Raw genomic sequence first — 15,951 nt, forward strand, 5'->3', positions numbered from 1 at the left:
GTCTTCACGATCTCGAGGCGCGGGGTCACGTCAACGCCGTAATCCGCAGCGGTCTTTTCGTCCAGCGGCTTCTTCTTGGCTTTCATGATGTTGGGCAGCGACGCATAGCGCGGCTCGTTCAGGCGCAGGTCAACGGTGACGATGGTCGGCATCTTCACCTTGATGGTCTGCAGGCCGCCGTCGACTTCGCGGGTCACAACGGCGTTGTCGCCATCAATGTCCAGTTCCGACGCAAAGGTGCCTTGCGACCAGCCCAGAAGGGCCGACAGCATCTGACCGGTGGCGTTCATGTCGTTGTCGATGGCTTGCTTGCCCGCCAGAACCAGGCCGGGCTGCTCTTCTTCAACAACTTTGGCCAGAATCTTGGCCACGGCCAGCGGCTCGATGTCGTTGTGGACGTCGTCAGAAGCGTTCACCAGAATGGCGCGGTCTGCGCCCATGGCCAGAGCCGTGCGCAGGGTTTCCTGAGCCTGCTTCACGCCGATCGACACGACGACGATCTCGTCCGCTTTGCCGGCTTCCTTCAGGCGGATGGCCTCTTCGACGGCAATCTCGTCAAAGGGGTTCATCGACATTTTTACGTTGGCAAGATCGACACCGGTCCCGTCCGCTTTCACACGAACCTTCACGTTATAGTCGATCACGCGCTTCACAGGCACAAGCACCTTCATCAGCGGTATCTCCCAGTTATGCCCACGGGGGGCGGTAATGCTCTCGCGACACGTTTACCGAAATGCTGCATGTGAAAACAGCGCAAAATCGTCACGTCCGGGTCCACGGACGTCGCGTTCTTTCGTTTTGCGGGGGATTCTTTGCAAGAATGTTGCCGTGTGGCCGGATTGCTTTGACGCCGGGCGAGGTGCATCCTGACCGGGAATCACAGGAGAGACGTCATGGCGCAGTCTGAAACCGTAGAGCTTGTTCTTGCACCGTCCCGTATCGTCGCCGGGCGTTCCGGTCGGTTTTCGATGGACACCCGCAACCAGATCCCGGGGCTGTGGCAGCAGTTCTTTACTGACCCGCCCGAGATCGAGAATGTGATCGAAGGGGCATTCTACGGGGTGTCCTATGGAATGACGCCAAGTGGAGCGTTCGATTATGCCGTTGGGCTCGAGGTGCCTTCAACGGACGAAGCTCTGCCGGAAGGGTGCTGCCATGTCACCCTATCTGAAGGTGATTATCTGGTTCTGCGCACATTCGGACCCGTTGCGGAACTTCCACAACAATTCGACCGCGTGTTTAGCGAGCTGATCCCGGCCAAGTCGCTGGTCCCGCGTGAAGGCGCGGTTTTTGAGCGCTATCCGCATGATGAGCGCAACACGCCCGAGGCCATGGCCTATGAGATCTGGGCACCGGTACAGACTACCGCCTAGCGATTCGCCCCTGGAACCCAAAGCACATCCGCTTTGCCGTCGTCATTCGCCACGCGGGCGGCGACGAAGCACCAGTCGGACAGGCGGTTCAGGTATTTCACCGCCACCGGGTTCACGTCTTCTTGGGTAGCCAGATCAGTCGCCAGACGTTCGGCGCGGCGCGATACGGTGCGGGTCAGGTGCAGGTGGGCCGCAAGGGCCGAGCCACCGGGCAGGATGAAGCTGCGGAGCGGTTCCAGCGCCTTGTTCATCACGTCGATCTCGGCTTCCAGTCGATCCACCTGTTCTTGCGCCATACGCAGCGGCGGGTATTCGGCTTCGGCGTCTTTGGCCATGTCGGGGCGGCAGAGGTCCGCGCCCAGATCAAACAGGTCGTTCTGGATGCGGGCCAGGGCCGCGTCCATGTCACCCTCGGCGTGCAGGCGCGCCATGCCGATGGTGGCGTTGGTTTCGTCTACCGTGCCATAAGCATCCACCCGCGCGTCATGCTTGGGCCGGCGCGATCCATCGCCCAAAGCCGTTTCGCCCTTATCGCCCGTCCGCGTGTAAATCTTGTTCAGAACAACCATCAGTTTCCTCCGCGCAGCCAGACGAACAGCAGGATCAGCGCGATGGCCACGGCCTGCGCCCCGATCCGCCAGCGCATCAGGCGATTCGAGTGTTTATGGGCAACTTTGCCTCCGACCCCAAACGACCCAATGCCCAGCATCAGGATGATCAGAACGGCAGCGCAGGACAGCACTACGAGGATGAACAGGGGATCGTCGGCCATGATGTCTCTTTCTTACGTGTCCGCCATCAGATAGTCGCATTCCCCCCGATTTGCGAGGGGCAATTGGGCGCAGTCAGCCGTTGGGCGTCAGCCGGTCGCCCACGCGTGTCGACAGAAGTCGCCTGCCGATGCCCGCAATATAGGTGGCCGTGGTGACATAGTAGCGCGGCTTCGGCTTGGGGTGCTCCAGCGCATGGATCAGCTTTTTTGTCACTGCAGACGGGGGCAGTTCGAACCTGTCCAGCTCGCCGCTGTCGTCATACAGACGCTCGCGCAATTTGGCATAGAGGTTCCGGCGCGGGCTGTTTTCCCAGTCGATCCAGCGCTCGAAATGTGGTTGGGCGTTTTGGCGGATCTTGGTGGTTACCGGGCCGGGCTCGATCAGGATAATGTCGATCGGCATACCGCGCATTTCAAGCCGTAAGGTGTCCATCAATCCTTCAAGCGCGAACTTGGTGGAGACATAGGCCCCGCGCCACGGCATTGCGGCAAAGCCCAGCACGGACGAGTTGTGGATCACGCGGCCATGCCCCTGCTTGCGCATGACAGGCAGGATCAGGCGGGTCAGGTGGTGATAGCCAAAGAAATTGGTCTCGAAGATGGTGCGCAGGGCGTCGGTGGGCAGATCCTCGACCGCGCCGGGGATGGCATAGGCGCCGTTGTTGAACAGCGCGTCCAGCGTGCCGCCAGTCCGCGACAGCACCTCGGCCACGGCGGCGTCCATGCTGGCCTCGTCTGCGTGGTCCAGACGCAGGCTTTCCAACCCTTCATTGCGCAGACGCTCGCAATCCTCTTCCTTGCGGCAGGTGGCAAAAACGCGCCAGCCGCGCTTGGCCAGCGTATGGGCTGCGTCATAACCAATACCGGAGGAACATCCGGTGATCAGGATGGATTTCTGGGTCATATCTGTCTCCTGCCTCGCCCGAGAAGGGGTACGGGGTCGTCGCGGCGGGGGTCAACAAAAAAGAGGCGCCGCAAAGGGCGCCCAGTGGAACTCTTAAGGGAAGGGCCGCTTATTAAAGTTACGGCTTCAGGAATTTCGAGGCGATGAACCCGCGCTTGCCGGTCTCGACCACTTTGATCTGGCTCCAGCCGTTTTCGGTCTGACCGGTTTCCAGCACTTCGGTGCCGCGGGTCAGGCGCGTCACCACACCGAATTGGATCGAGGGACCGCCACGCATGTTCACGGTGCTGCCGCTGACGAACAGGGTGGGGAAGCCTGCGTCGTCTGTGGCCGCTTCGGGCGCAGTGGGTGTCGGGGCCGGGGCGCTGGCCGCCATCAGGCGCGCAGCTTCTTCGGCCTGCGCGGCGGGGCTGTTTGGATCACCAGCAACGGCAGCCGCTTTGATCACAAGGCTGGCAGGAGCGGGCGTTTCGACTGGTGCTGTGGCCACAACAGGCACGACAGCGCTGACGGGCGTTTCCGCCAGTTTGGCGGACACCGCAACGATGCTGTCTTGTTTTACGTCAGGCTCGCGACCGATCCGATCGGTTGGCAGACCGTCGTCCCGTCCATAATGCATCATGGCGACGCCCATCACGCCGACCGTCAACAATGACATACGTATAATACCCATAGTATCCCCCTTAAATCATCACCAGTTAATATCTCGTGCTCAAAAATATCGCGGGGAATGTAATATGATTTTCCCCCAAGAAACCCGCATGGCAGCTTTACGCGAGTCTTCCTCAAGGATACACCAAATGCATGAATGACGTAACTGACAATTCCGAGATCATGGGCAGCGAGCTGGCCGAACCGCTACGCCGCGCCATTGGTGATCGCTATCTGACCTATGCGCTGTCGACCATTATGCACCGTGCTTTGCCGGATGCCCGTGATGGCCTGAAGCCTGTGCACCGCCGCATCCTGTATGCGATGAGCCGCCTGAAGCTCGCCTCGAACGGCAAGTTCCTGAAATCGGCCAAGATTTCCGGCGACACGATGGGGGATTTCCACCCGCATGGCGATGCCGCGATCTATGATGCGATGGCGCGTTTGGCGCAGGATTTCGCGGTGCGTTATCCGCTGGTCGACGGGCAGGGGAACTTCGGCAATATCGACGGCGATAACCCCGCCGCCAGCCGCTATACGGAAGCGCGCATGACTTTCGTCGCTGAGGCGATGTTGAAGGGGCTGGACGAGAACGCGGTCGACTATCGCGATAACTATGACGGTCGCCTGACCGAGCCGGTTGTTTTACCGGCGGAGTTCCCGAATCTTCTGGCCAATGGTGCCGCCGGGATTGCCGTGGGGATGGCGACCAACATCCCGCCGCACAATATCTCGGAACTGATCGACGCGTGTTTGCATCTGATCAAGACGCCGGACGCGCGTGACGACACGCTGTTGAACTATGTACCCGGCCCGGACTTCCCGACCGGCGGCGTGATTGTCGAGCCCAAGGAAAACATCGCCAACGCCTATCGCACGGGCCGTGGATCCTTCCGTCTGCGCTGTAAGCACGAGATCGAGGATCTGGGCCGCGGGCAGTGGCAGATCGTTGTCACCGAGATCCCGTATCAAGTTCAGAAGTCAAAGCTGATCGAAAAGATCGCCGAGCTGATTCAGACAAAGAAGGTGCCGATTCTGGGTGATATTCGCGACGAAAGCGCCGATGACATCCGCATCATTCTGGAACCGAAGTCGAAGAACGTCGATCCCGAGCTTCTGATGGGGCTGATGTATCGTAACTCGGACCTCGAGACGCGGTTCAGCCTTAACATGAACGTGTTGATCGACGGGGTGACGCCGAAGGTCTGTTCGATGAAGGAAGTGCTGCGCGCTTTCCTTGATCACCGCCGCGACGTGTTGCAGCGCCGTTCGCGTCACCGGATGGAGAAGATTGACCACCGTCTTGAAGTGCTCGAGGGCTTTATCGTCGCCTTCCTGAATCTCGACCGTGTGATCGACATCATCCGCTATGACGATGATCCCAAAGCCGCCTTGATGCGCGAGGATTGGGGCATCGAACACGTCCGTGCCATGTCGGAAGACGACTATGTCAGCCCCGCACCGGGCGAGGGCGAGCTGTCCGAGGTTCAGGCTGACGCGATCTTGAACATGCGCCTACGCAGCTTGCGTCGTCTTGAAGAAATCGAGCTGGTTCGCGAGCGGGACGAGCTGATGGAAGAACGCGCCGCGCTGGACGATCTTCTGGACAGCGAAGACCTGCAATGGGGCAAGATTTCCGAGCAGCTGAAAGAGTCGAAGAAGGTCTTTGGCAAGGACTTCGAGGGTGGCGCCCGTCGCACCCAATTCGCTGAAGCGGGCGAAGTCGAAGAGGTGCCGCTGGAAGCCATGATCGAGCGCGAGCCGATCACCGTCGTTTGCTCGCAAATGGGTTGGATCCGCGCCATGTCGGGCCATATCGACCTAACCCGCGAGTTGAAGTTCCGCGACGGTGACGGCCCGCGGTTCATCTTCCACGCCGAAACAACCGACCGTCTGCTGGCCTTCGATTCCAACGGCAAGTTCTTCACCATTTCCTGCGCCAACCTGCCCGGCGGGCGCGGCATGGGCGAACCCCTGCGTCTGATGGTCGATCTGCCGAACGAGGCCGAGATCGTGGATCTGTTCATCCACCAGCCCGACCGCAAGCTTCTGGTCGCCTCGAATGAAGGTAACGGGTTCGTCGTCAACGAAAACGACGTGCTGGCCCAGACCAAGAACGGTAAGCAGGTGCTGAATGTGGGTGATGCGACGGCCAAGATCTGCGCGCCGATTACTGGCGATCACGTGGCCATCATCTCGGAAAACCGACGTCTGCTGGTCTTCCCGGTGGACGAGATCAATGAGATGACGCGCGGCAAGGGTGTCCGGTTGCAGAAGTACAACTCGGCCCGTGGCAAGCAGGGGATCTTGGAGCTGGATGGCGGTCTGTCCGACGTGAAGACCTTCAATCTGGAAGAGGGCCTGTCCTGGCCAGCCACCGGGGACCGCACCCGCACCGAAAGCGATATGTCGCCGTGGTTGGGCAAGCGCGCCGGTGTCGGCAAAGCACCGCCCCACGGCTTCCCGCGCAACAACAAGTTCGAGTGATCCGGTGTGCCGCCCAGTACTCTGAAGATCTCATATGCAGGTGAAAAGGGGCCGGTCTTCTGGCTGGCCCTGCGCACCGGCATCCTGACGGTTCTGACGCTTGGGTTTTATCGTTTCTGGGCCAAGACCCGCCTGCGCCGCTATTACTGGAGCGCCATTCGCCCCGGCGGTGCGCCGCTGGAATATGTTGGAGATCCGCTGGAAAAGCTTCTGGGCTTTCTGGTCGCCGTGGTCTTCATGGCCTTCTACATTGGGATCGTGAACCTGCTTCTGATGTATTTCAGCTTCGCGCTTCTGAATGCCAACTACGCGGCCTATGCGCTCAGCTTTCTAGGCCTGACCCCGATCATCTTTTTCGCGCAGTATCGCGCCCGACGCTACATCCTTGCTCGCACCCGCTGGCGAGGTATTCGCTTCGGGTTAGAGCCCGGCGCGTGGGGCTATAGCTGGCGGTCAATGGTGCATTGGCTTGCCACAATCTGCACCGTGGGCCTGACATGGCCTCTGACCACGCTGTGGCTGGAGAAATACCGTGTCTCGCGCACCTTCTATGGGGATCAGCGCTTTGTTCAGGGTGGCTCGAAAGGGTTGCTGTTTGGAGCTATGCGGCACGTGTACTACGCCCTTGGGCTTAGCGGTGTCGCGGCAGTGATGTTGGCCCTCTTCGAAAACCCGGCTTGGGCGCTTGTGTACCTGCTGACAGGGCCGTGGCTGGTCTATGGCTGGGCCTATTGGCGTTCCGAAAGCTTCAAGCGCATGACCGAGGCAAAACAGCTGGGCGACATGCAGTTCACCGCCAAACCGCGCCCCGGGCGGATCATCGGCATCTACGCGCTGGGCGGGCTGATGATGAACATCGTTCTGTCTGGGGTGTTCTTGGTCGCCTTCATGGCTCTGGGTCTGGCTGTCGGGGTAACCGACCTGGAGAACATCAATCTTGAAGATATGGACGTAGCGACCACCGCGGTGGTGCCGATCTTCGTGTTGGTCTATTTCCTGTTCATCATCATGGCCCGCGCCATGACGCATGCGTGGATTACGCTTCCCCTGGCCCAGCACTTCGCTGAAGTGACCCAGATCGTAAACACGCAGAACATTGCCCAGATCGTCCAACGTGACCGAGATGAGTTCGCAGAGGCCGAAGGCTTTGCGGAAGCACTGGATGTGGGGGCCGCGATATGACCGGGCAGGACGTAAACTGGGTCTTTGCGGATCTGGCACGGGGTGAACGTGCCCATCTGACGCGCGTGCGCGTTGCCTTCTATCCCGAAGCGTTGATCATCGGCATGCCCGATGGCGCGCAGATCACATGGGGGTGGAACACCTTGCGTCGGGTGCGCGATCAGGCAGACCGGCGCATAATGGTGTTGTCGCATAAAGGGGACCCTCTGACGCGCCTCTATCTTGCGGATCACGAGACTCAGGAGTTTGTGACCCGGCACGCCAGATCGCTTGGTAAGCGCGATCATGCAACACCTTTGTCCAAAGTGATGCTGTGGGCGGGCGGGGCTGTCGCCTCGGTTGCGGTGATCATCTTCCTTCTGGTGCCGCTTATGGCGACACAACTGGCAGAAATCCTGCCGCCAGAAGGCGAGAAAGCGCTGGGTGACACCACGTTCGAACAAATCCGTGTGGCACTGGACGAAACCGGGCTGGGCGGCGTCCGTATCTGCGAGGATCCAGCAGGCAACGCTGCGATGCAGACCATGTATGCGCGTCTAAACCCCGACGCGGACCTGCCCTACGAAGTCAAGATACACATTCTGGATCACCCGATGGTCAACGCCTTCGCGCTGCCCGGTGGGCGACTGGTCTTCTTCCGGGGGCTCTTGGAAGAGGCCGACAACCCCGACGAGGTCGCCGCCGTTCTTGCGCACGAGATCGGCCATGTGGTCTACCGCGACCCAACCCGCGACGCGTTGCGATCAGCCGGGTCGCTTGGGGTGTTGGGATTGTTGTTCGGGGATTTTGCGGGCGGCACCGTCGCTCTGTTCATCGCCAACCAGCTCATCAATGCAACCTACAGCCAAGCGGCCGAGGCGCGTGCGGATGACTATGCCCACGACCTGCTGGAAAAAGCGGATATCTCGCCCGTGGCGCTGGGCACGTTCTTCGAGCGTTTGCATGAAGAGCATGGAGATGCCGAAGGGATCGTGGCCCATCTTGCCTCGCACCCGCAAATGACGGACCGTATCTCGGCTGCGCAGGCTGCGGTGGATCCGAACAGGACCTATGGCACGATTCTGGATGCGCAATCGTGGCAGAATTTGCAGACGGTATGCAGCGGCCAAGCCGATGCGTCTTCGAACGGGACGTCGCCCGCGAAGAAGTCGTGGGAAAAGCCCGAGTGACAGGTGCTAGGTGGGGTGGGTCAAGCCGTTGGCAACTCGACATAAAAACTGCTGATGCGCGTTTCTACGGTGGGATTGTTACATTTACTTGCCTCGGAACGCACGCAAGCCTTGATTTTCACTCGGCAAACCTATAGCTAGCGCGCGATATTGAACCACGGGGTCTGTGACCCCCTCAGACACGAGGCGTAGGGCTTTATGGCTAAGGAAAAGTTTGAACGCGGTAAACCGCACGTAAACATCGGCACGATTGGTCACGTTGACCACGGCAAGACGACACTGACGGCTGCCATCACCAAGTATTTTGGTGACTTCCAGGCATACGATCAGATTGACGGCGCGCCGGAAGAGAAAGCCCGCGGCATCACCATCTCGACCGCACACNTTTCACGTTGTAGTCGATCACGCGCTTCACAGGCACAAGCACCTTCATTGGCGTGGTTCTCCTTGTTTGTTACCGAGTAGGTTCGGGGGTCTCCCCCCGATAGTCATAGAAGCCGCGTCCGGCTTTGCGCCCGACCCAGCCTGCTTCCACATATTTCACCAGCAGCGGGCAGGGGCGGTATTTGGTGTCTGCCAGCCCGTCATGCAGCACGTTCATAATCGCCAGACAGGTGTCCAGACCAATGAAATCGCCCAGCTCCAGCGGGCCCATCGGGTGGTTCGCGCCCAGTTTCATCGACGCATCAATTGACGCAACGGACCCCACGCCCTCGTACAGCGCATAGCAGGCTTCGTTGATCATCGGGATTAGGATGCGGTTCACGATGAAGGCAGGGTAGTCCTCGGCGCTGGCGGCGGTTTTTCCCAGACGTTTCACCACGCCCATGAGGGTCTGATAGGTCTCGTCCGAGGTGGCGATGCCGCGGATCAGTTCCACCAGTTGCATCACCGGCACCGGGTTCATGAAGTGAAACCCCATGAAGCGTTCCGGACGGTCGGTCTTGGCCGCAAGGCGCGTGATCGACAAAGAGGACGTGTTGGTGGTGAGGATCGTGTTGTCCCCCAGCGATGGCGCCAGACCTGCAAAGATCTGGTTCTTGATGTCTTCACGTTCCGTGGCGGCTTCGATCACCAGATCTGTGCCGCCCAGTTCGCCCAAGTCCTGTGTGGTGCGAATGTTGGCCAGCGCCTCTGTGCGTGCGTCTTCGCCGAGCGTGCCTTTCGACACCTGACGCGCGGTGTTCTTTTCAATCCGCGCCATTGCGGCGGTCAGGGCATCTTCCGAAATGTCGTTCAGAAGAACCCTGTACCCGGCCACGGCAAAGGTATGGGCGATCCCGTTGCCCATCTGACCCGCACCGATCACACCGACAGTCTGAATGCTCATTTGCCTACCCTGCAAAGCTATAGGCGGTTTTCACGGTGGTGTAGAACTCTGCCGCATAGCGCCCCTGTTCGCGCGAGCCATAGCTGGAGCCTTTGCGCCCACCAAAGGGCACATGGTAGTCGACGCCAGCTGTGGGCAGGTTCACCATCACCATGCCAGCTTGCGACTTGCGCTTGAATTCACGGGCGAATTTCAGGTTCGAGGTGCAGATGCCCGAGGACAGGCCGAACTCGGTGTCATTGGACACGGAAAGCGCCTCGTCGAAATCGGCGACTTTGATGATCGAGGCGCAGGGACCGAAAATCTCTTCTCGGCTCGAGCGCATCTGATTGGTGGCTCCGACAAACAGGGCGGGGGCCTGGAAGAACCCTTCCGTGTCGCGGTTCAGGCGGTCACCGCCGATCACGTCGGCCCCTTCGCCGCGGGCCAAGTCAACATAGCCGAGGTTGCCGTTCAGTTGGCTTTCAGACACCACCGGCCCAATCTGGGTGGCCGCATCCAGCGGATTGCCCACATTCAGCGCCTGCATTTCCGTCGACAGGCGATCCACAAACGCGTCATGGATACCCGCCTGAACGATGATCCGGCTTGACGCCGTGCAGCGCTGGCCGGTCGAGAAGAAGGCACCATTCAAAACGGTCGACACGGCGATATCCATGTCGGCGTCGTCCATGATTACCATCGGGTTTTTGCCACCCATTTCCATCTGCAGCTTCTTCATGCCGCGCGCGGCGTCCACGGCCATGTTCCGGCCCACCGGTACCGAGCCAGTGAAGGTGATCGCATCCACGCCGGGATGGTCGACAATGGCTTGCCCGACAACGGACCCGCGCCCCATGACAAGGTTGAACACACCGGCCGGAACGCCCGCCTTATGCAAGATCTCGGCCAGAACATGTGCCGAGCCAGGCGTCAGGTCGGCAGGTTTGAACACCACCGTGTTGCCATAGGCCAGGGCGGGGGCGATTTTCCACGCAGGAATTGCGATGGGGAAGTTCCAAGGCGTGATCATACCGACCACACCGACCGGTTCGCGCACCACGTCCACGTCCACATCCGGGCGGACCGAGGCGATCGCATCGCCTGCCACGCGGATCGCTTCGCCCGAGAAGAACCGGAAGATCTGCGCCGCACGGGCGGTTTCCCCGATGGCTTCCGCTAGGGTTTTGCCTTCCTCGCGGGCCAGAATGGTGCCGATCTCGTCCTTACGGGCGAAGATCTCGGCGGCCACGGCTTCAAGGATGTCCGACCGCAGTTGCGGCGAGGCATTGGCCCATGCTGGCAAGGCGGCATTTGCTGCAGCCACCGCATCGCCAACCTGATCAACCGATGCATGGGCATATTCGCCAATGACATCCGATAGGTCTGCAGGGTTGAGGTTCGGGGCGGCATCCACGCCGTCCAGCCATTCGCCGGCAATCAGGTTCTGCTTCATGGTGGCTCTCATTTTATCTGATAAGGGAGGGACCTCACACGAGGTCTCATACACGGGCGGTGACAGCCCGAGCGGATCGAGATGGGATTTCATCAATCACCGGTCGCCACGCGGTTGAGGCGACCGGTTTTTCTTGTGCGCTTGCGTTACGCGAACGCCTGCAGGCCAGTCTGTGCACGGCCCAGGATCAGGGCGTGGACATCGTGCGTGCCCTCATAGGTGTTCACCGTTTCCAGGTTCACCATGTGGCGGATCACGTGGAAGTCCTGGCTGATGCCGTTGCCGCCGTGCATGTCACGGGCGTGACGGGCGATCTCCAGCGCCTTGCCGCAGTTGTTGCGCTTGATCAGCGACACCATTTCGGGCGCGGCTTTGGCTTCGTCCATCAGACGACCAACGCGCAGAGCGGCTTGCAGCCCCAATGTGATCTCGGTCTGCATGTTGGCGAGCTTCAGCTGGAACAGCTGCATTTGCGCCAGAGGTTTGCCAAACTGCTTACGGTCCAGACCGTATTGACGTGCGCCGTGCCAGCAGGCCTCGGCAGCACCCATGGCGCCCCATGCGATGCCATAGCGGGCGCGGTTCAGACAGCCGAACGGACCTTTCAGGCCTTCAACATCGGGCAGCAGGGCGTCTTCGCCCACTTCGACATTGCTCATCACGATCTCGCCGGTGATCGAGGCGCGCAGCGACTGTTTGCCTTCGATCTTCGGTGCGGTCAGACCTTTGGTGCCTTTGTCCAGCACGAAGCCCTTGATCTTACCGTCATGGGCGTCGGATTTGGCCCAGACCACAAACACATCCGCGATCGGCGCGTTCGAGATCCACATTTTCGAGCCGTTCAGCACATAGCCACCATCAACCTTTTTGGCCGTGGTTTTCATGCTGCCGGGATCCGAGCCCGCGTCGGGTTCGGTCAGGCCAAAACAGCCGATCCATTCGCCCGAAGCCAGCTTGGGCAGGTATTTTGCGCGCTGCTCTTCGGTGCCGTAGGCATAGATGGGGTACATCACCAGCGACGACTGAACCGACATCATCGAGCGGTAACCACTGTCCACACGCTCGACTTCGCGCGCGACCAGACCATAGGTCACATAGCCTGCGCCAATGCCGCCGAACTTCTCGGGGATGGTGGTGCCCAGCAGGCCCATCTCGCCCATTTCGCGGAAGATTTCCGGGTCGGTCTCTTCCTTGGCAAAGGCTTCGGTCACGCGCGGGAACAGCTTGTCTTGGGCGTAAGCGCGTGCAGCATCGCGCACCATGCGTTCGTCTTCGTTCAGCTGATCTTCCAGCAGGAAGGCATCATCCCATGCAAAACCTGCAAGTTCGGGACGGGATTGGGGGGCAAGATCTTTCGCCATATCTTTGTCTCCTTATTCCGCCGCGACGGCGGTTTTGCTAATCGCAGCCTCGATCGAGGCTTCAATGATGTCCAGTGCTTCGTCGACCTGCTCCATTGGCACGGTCAGCGGCGGCAGAAGGCGCACAGCGTTGGCGCGCGTGCCACAGGGTAGGATGATCAGGCCACGTGCCTCGGCTTCGGCCACAATGGCCTGAGTCAGCGCGGGATCAGGGTTGTTCGTCTCGCGGTCGGTGACAAGCTCGAAGGCAATCATAGCACCAAGGCCGCGGACATCACCAATGGCTTCCATGCCCTGACGATCTGCCAGCGTGTTCAAGCGCGCCTTGATCTTTTCACCGATCTCGGCGGCGCGTTCGCAGAGGTTTTCTTCCTCGATCACGTCAAAAACGGCGTTGGCTGCGGCAACTGCCAGCGGGTTGCCCGCATAGGTGCCGCCGATGCCGCCCACAGGGGCTGCGTCAACGACTTCGGCCCGGCCAGTGACGGCCGACAGCGGGAAGCCACCTGCCAGACCTTTGGCCATGGTGACCAGATCTGCGGCAACACCTGCATGTTCAAATGCAAAGAGCTTGCCGGTGCGCGCGATCCCCGCCTGAACTTCATCCGCGATCAGGATGATACCATAGTCGTCACAGATCTTGCGCAGCGCGCGCAGGAACTCGGGTTGCGCGATGTTGAAACCGCCTTCGCCCTGTACCGGCTCGATGATCATCGCGGCAACGCGCTCGGGGTCGATCGAGCTTTTGAACATGTTGTCCAGCACGGCCAGCGACTGTTCTACGGTTACACCGTGGAACTCGTTCGGGAAGGGGGCGTGCAGCACTTCCGGCGGCATCGCACCGAAGGCTTTCTTATAAGGGTTCACCTTGCCGCACAGCGCCATGCCCATCAGGGTACGACCGTGGAAAGCGCCCGAAAATGCGATCACGCCCGAACGACCAGTAAAGGCGCGGGCCATCTTCACAGCATTCTCAACCGCTTCAGCGCCCGTGGTCACCATCATGGTTTTCTTGGCGAAATCGCCCGGGGTCGAGGCATTCAGACGCTCGGCCAGTGCAATGTAGCTTTCATACGGCGCCACGTGGAAGCATGTGTGGGTGAAGGCCTCAGATTGCGTCGCAACGGCCTCCATCAGTTTGGGGTGGCGGTGGCCAGTGTTGTTTACGGCGATCCCGGCAGCGAAATCGATAAAGCGCTTGCCATCCGCATCCCAGAGTTCTGCGTTTTCGGCGCGCACGGCATAGATGCCACGGGTCGCTACGCCATTTGCAACGGCAGCGGCGCGGCGGGATTTAAGTGTCTCAGTGTTGCTCACCAGAGTCTCCTCCAACGTGATGGAATCGGATGTCGATTCACAAGTTCATTGATTCTGACATCATGTATTGCTCAATTTATTGAGCATTGCTAGAGGTAAGTTGGACAAACTTCGCTGAATCGCTCAATCTGAGTAAAAGCGATGAAAGGACCAAAACTATGACGGAAGAATTTGACGTCGGTACCCGTTTGAAGCAGCTCAGGTTGCAATTTAATATGTCTCAACGGCAATTGGCCGAATCTGCGGGCGTGCCCCACGGGCAGATTTCGATGATCGAGACCAACCGGTCCAGCCCATCCGTTGCGAGCTTGCGCAAAATACTGGGCGGATTCGGCATTTCCATGTCAGAGTTCTTTGAGCCCGACGCGCCCACGTCCTCGCAAATCTTCTTTACCCCCGCGGAACTGCGCGATCTGACGTCTCTGCTGTATCAGGGCAATGACGCCGCGCAGAAGAAAATCACGTTGAAGCAGGTGGGGGATGCCAAGTTGCACGGGTTGCAGATCCTGCACGAACGCTATGAGCCCGGCGCCGATACGGGTGAAACCATGATCGAACATGACGCCAATGAAGGCGGCATCGTCATCGAAGGTGAACTGGAGGTCACAGTGGGGCAAGAGACCCGCGTGCTGAAGGCCGGTGACGCCTATCTATTTAATTCGCGCGAACCGCACAGGTTTCGCAACATGTCTGACCGGGTGTGCAAGGTGATCTCGTCCTGCACCCCGCCCTATCTGTAAGGACCCAAAATGCCCCCTCTTGCTGGACTGAAAGTTGTAGAACTGGCCCGCATCCTTGCTGGCCCCTGGATCGGTCAATCGCTTGCCGATCTTGGTGCCGAAGTGATCAAGGTGGAAAGCCCAGCGGGGGATGATACGCGCAAATGGGGACCTCCATTCATTGAGCGGGACGGTGATAAATCCGCCGCCTATTATTACGCCGCAAACCGCGGCAAAGACTGCGTGACCTGTGATTTCCGCACGCCGGAAGGGCAGGAGCAGGTGCGCGAACTGATCAAGGATGCCGACATTCTGATCGAGAACTTCAAGGTCGGCGGGTTGGCCAAGTACGGGCTGGACTATGACAGCGTGAAAGAGCTGAACCCACGTCTGATCTATTGTTCGATCACCGGGTTTGGACAGGACGGGCCTTACGCCAAGCGCGCGGGGTATGATTTCTTGCTGCAAGGCATGTCCGGGTTGATGTCGATCACCGGCGAACCAGAGCGTCAGCCGCAAAAGGTCGGCGTGGCAGTCACCGATATCGTGACCGGGCTTTACGGCACCATCGGCGTGTTGGCCGCGGTCGAACAGCGTCATCGCACTGGCAAGGGGCAGCATATCGACATGTCTTTGCTGGACTGTGCAACGGCGATGCTGGCCAATCAGGCGATGAACTTTCTGGCGACCGGGGAAAGCCCTCAGCGGCGCGGCAACGTGCATCCGAATATTGCACCTTATCAAGTACTGCCTACCGCAGATGGACATTTCATTCTGGCCGTTGGGAATGACGGGCAGTTTCAGCGTTTCTGCGATGTCATTGATCGCCCGGATCTGCGCGACAATCCGGATTTCGCGACCAACCAGCTGCGCGTGGAAAACCGGGATGTTCTGACCATCGAGATCGAGCGGGAAACGCAGAAGTGGCAGAAGGTCGATCTGCTGGAGGCGCTCGAGAATGCAACCGTGCCCGCGGGTCCGATCAACTCGATCGGTGAAGCGTTTGATGATGCGCAGATCCAGCATCGTGGCATGCAGATCACGCCGGAAGGCGTGCCGGGCGTGCGTGGGCCTTGGGTGTTCTCAGACGCCGAGCTGGCGCTGGACAAATCGGCGCCTGTGCTGCCGACCTCCTGAGCCAAGAAAACTGAACAGAAGAGGGCCGGGGTTCCACCCGGCCTTTTTTGTGGCCGCTTCACGCGGAACACCGCGGTCGATGGCGCATTCAAAAAAAAACCGCCCAAGCAGGGC

Annotated in this window: 16 protein-coding genes; 7 read left to right on the plus strand and 9 right to left on the minus strand. The window is 59.8% G+C overall.

All coding sequences use genetic code 11. The features are described 5' to 3' along the window. The coding region (locus EOL43_RS04750) for an electron transfer flavoprotein subunit beta/FixA family protein (RefSeq protein ID WP_133486102.1) at positions 1-671 on the minus strand (671 nt) is incomplete at its 3' end. A 222-nt stretch (positions 672-893) separates the two neighbouring features. Between EOL43_RS04750 and EOL43_RS04755 the strand changes: the two genes are divergently transcribed. Then, the gene (locus tag EOL43_RS04755) at positions 894-1,373 is read left to right on the plus strand and encodes a GyrI-like domain-containing protein (protein ID WP_133486104.1); all 480 of its coding nucleotides are present in this window, start codon (positions 894-896) and stop codon (positions 1,371-1,373) included. On the opposite strand, the gene EOL43_RS04760 is transcribed toward EOL43_RS04755, so the two are convergent. From EOL43_RS04760 to EOL43_RS04775, 4 genes are all read right to left on the minus strand, one after another. Next, the gene (locus EOL43_RS04760) at positions 1,370-1,942 is read right to left on the minus strand and encodes a cob(I)yrinic acid a,c-diamide adenosyltransferase (protein ID WP_133486106.1); all 573 of its coding nucleotides are present in this window, start codon (positions 1,940-1,942) and stop codon (positions 1,370-1,372) included. The genes EOL43_RS04755 and EOL43_RS04760 overlap by 4 nt on opposite strands. After that, the gene (locus EOL43_RS04765) at positions 1,942-2,145 is read right to left on the minus strand and encodes a twin transmembrane helix small protein (RefSeq protein ID WP_133486108.1); all 204 of its coding nucleotides are present in this window, start codon (positions 2,143-2,145) and stop codon (positions 1,942-1,944) included. The genes EOL43_RS04760 and EOL43_RS04765 overlap by 1 nt, the downstream gene beginning before the upstream one ends. Positions 2,146-2,218: 73 nt before the next feature. After that, positions 2,219-3,049 carry an SDR family NAD(P)-dependent oxidoreductase gene (locus EOL43_RS04770; protein WP_133486110.1) on the minus strand — a complete coding sequence of 277 codons (831 nt, stop codon included), beginning with the start codon at positions 3,047-3,049 and terminating at the stop codon, positions 2,219-2,221. A gap of 118 nt (positions 3,050-3,167) precedes the next feature. Continuing rightward, entirely contained in the window at positions 3,168-3,722 is a 555-nt protein-coding gene (locus EOL43_RS04775; RefSeq protein WP_133486112.1) for an SH3 domain-containing protein, read from the minus strand. A 131-nt stretch (positions 3,723-3,853) separates the two neighbouring features. Here EOL43_RS04775 and parC point away from each other — a divergent pair, with 131 nt between their 5' ends. The 4 genes from parC to EOL43_RS04795 form a co-directional block, all read left to right on the plus strand. Further along, positions 3,854-6,187, plus strand: a complete 2,334-nt coding sequence (parC, locus tag EOL43_RS04780) for a DNA topoisomerase IV subunit A (protein WP_133486114.1) — start codon at positions 3,854-3,856, stop codon at positions 6,185-6,187. Between the two features lie 6 nt (positions 6,188-6,193). Next, positions 6,194-7,369: a DUF898 domain-containing protein gene (locus EOL43_RS04785; RefSeq protein ID WP_240686465.1), complete on the plus strand. Its 1,176-nt coding sequence runs from the start codon at positions 6,194-6,196 to the stop codon at positions 7,367-7,369. Further along, on the plus strand, positions 7,366-8,538 hold the full coding sequence (locus EOL43_RS04790) for a M48 family metallopeptidase (protein ID WP_133486116.1): 1,173 nt from the start codon (positions 7,366-7,368) through the stop codon (positions 8,536-8,538). The genes EOL43_RS04785 and EOL43_RS04790 overlap by 4 nt, the downstream gene beginning before the upstream one ends. 198 nt (positions 8,539-8,736) lie before the next feature. Further along, positions 8,737-8,922, plus strand: a 186-nt coding sequence (locus EOL43_RS04795; RefSeq protein WP_240686466.1) for a GTP-binding protein, incomplete at its 3' end; no start/stop codon positions are given. A 70-nt stretch (positions 8,923-8,992) separates the two neighbouring features. Here EOL43_RS04795 and EOL43_RS04800 read toward each other — a convergent pair. The 4 genes from EOL43_RS04800 to gabT form a co-directional block, all read right to left on the minus strand. Further along, positions 8,993-9,868, minus strand: a complete 876-nt coding sequence (locus EOL43_RS04800; protein ID WP_133486118.1) for a 3-hydroxybutyryl-CoA dehydrogenase — start codon at positions 9,866-9,868, stop codon at positions 8,993-8,995. 4 nt (positions 9,869-9,872) lie between these two features. Next, positions 9,873-11,303: an aldehyde dehydrogenase family protein gene (locus tag EOL43_RS04805; protein ID WP_205669525.1), complete on the minus strand. Its 1,431-nt coding sequence runs from the start codon at positions 11,301-11,303 to the stop codon at positions 9,873-9,875. Positions 11,304-11,449: 146 nt separating this feature from the next. Continuing rightward, positions 11,450-12,664: an acyl-CoA dehydrogenase gene (locus EOL43_RS04810; RefSeq protein ID WP_133486121.1), complete on the minus strand. Its 1,215-nt coding sequence runs from the start codon at positions 12,662-12,664 to the stop codon at positions 11,450-11,452. A 12-nt stretch (positions 12,665-12,676) separates the two neighbouring features. Next, positions 12,677-13,981 (minus strand): 4-aminobutyrate--2-oxoglutarate transaminase, encoded by a 1,305-nt coding sequence (gabT, locus tag EOL43_RS04815; protein ID WP_133486123.1) that lies wholly within the window; start codon positions 13,979-13,981, stop codon positions 12,677-12,679. A 158-nt stretch (positions 13,982-14,139) separates the two neighbouring features. Between gabT and EOL43_RS04820 the strand changes: the two genes are divergently transcribed. Continuing rightward, complete coding sequence (locus tag EOL43_RS04820) at positions 14,140-14,721, plus strand: cupin domain-containing protein (RefSeq protein ID WP_133486125.1); 582 nt, start codon at positions 14,140-14,142, stop codon at positions 14,719-14,721. Between the two features lie 9 nt (positions 14,722-14,730). Then, entirely contained in the window at positions 14,731-15,837 is a 1,107-nt protein-coding gene (locus EOL43_RS04825; RefSeq protein WP_133486127.1) for a CaiB/BaiF CoA transferase family protein, read from the plus strand. Positions 15,838-15,951: the final 114 nt, after the last annotated feature.

This window comes from Aliiroseovarius marinus, assembly GCF_004360145.1.
In the GTDB taxonomy this organism is placed as follows: Bacteria; Pseudomonadota; Alphaproteobacteria; order Rhodobacterales; family Rhodobacteraceae; genus Aliiroseovarius; species Aliiroseovarius marinus.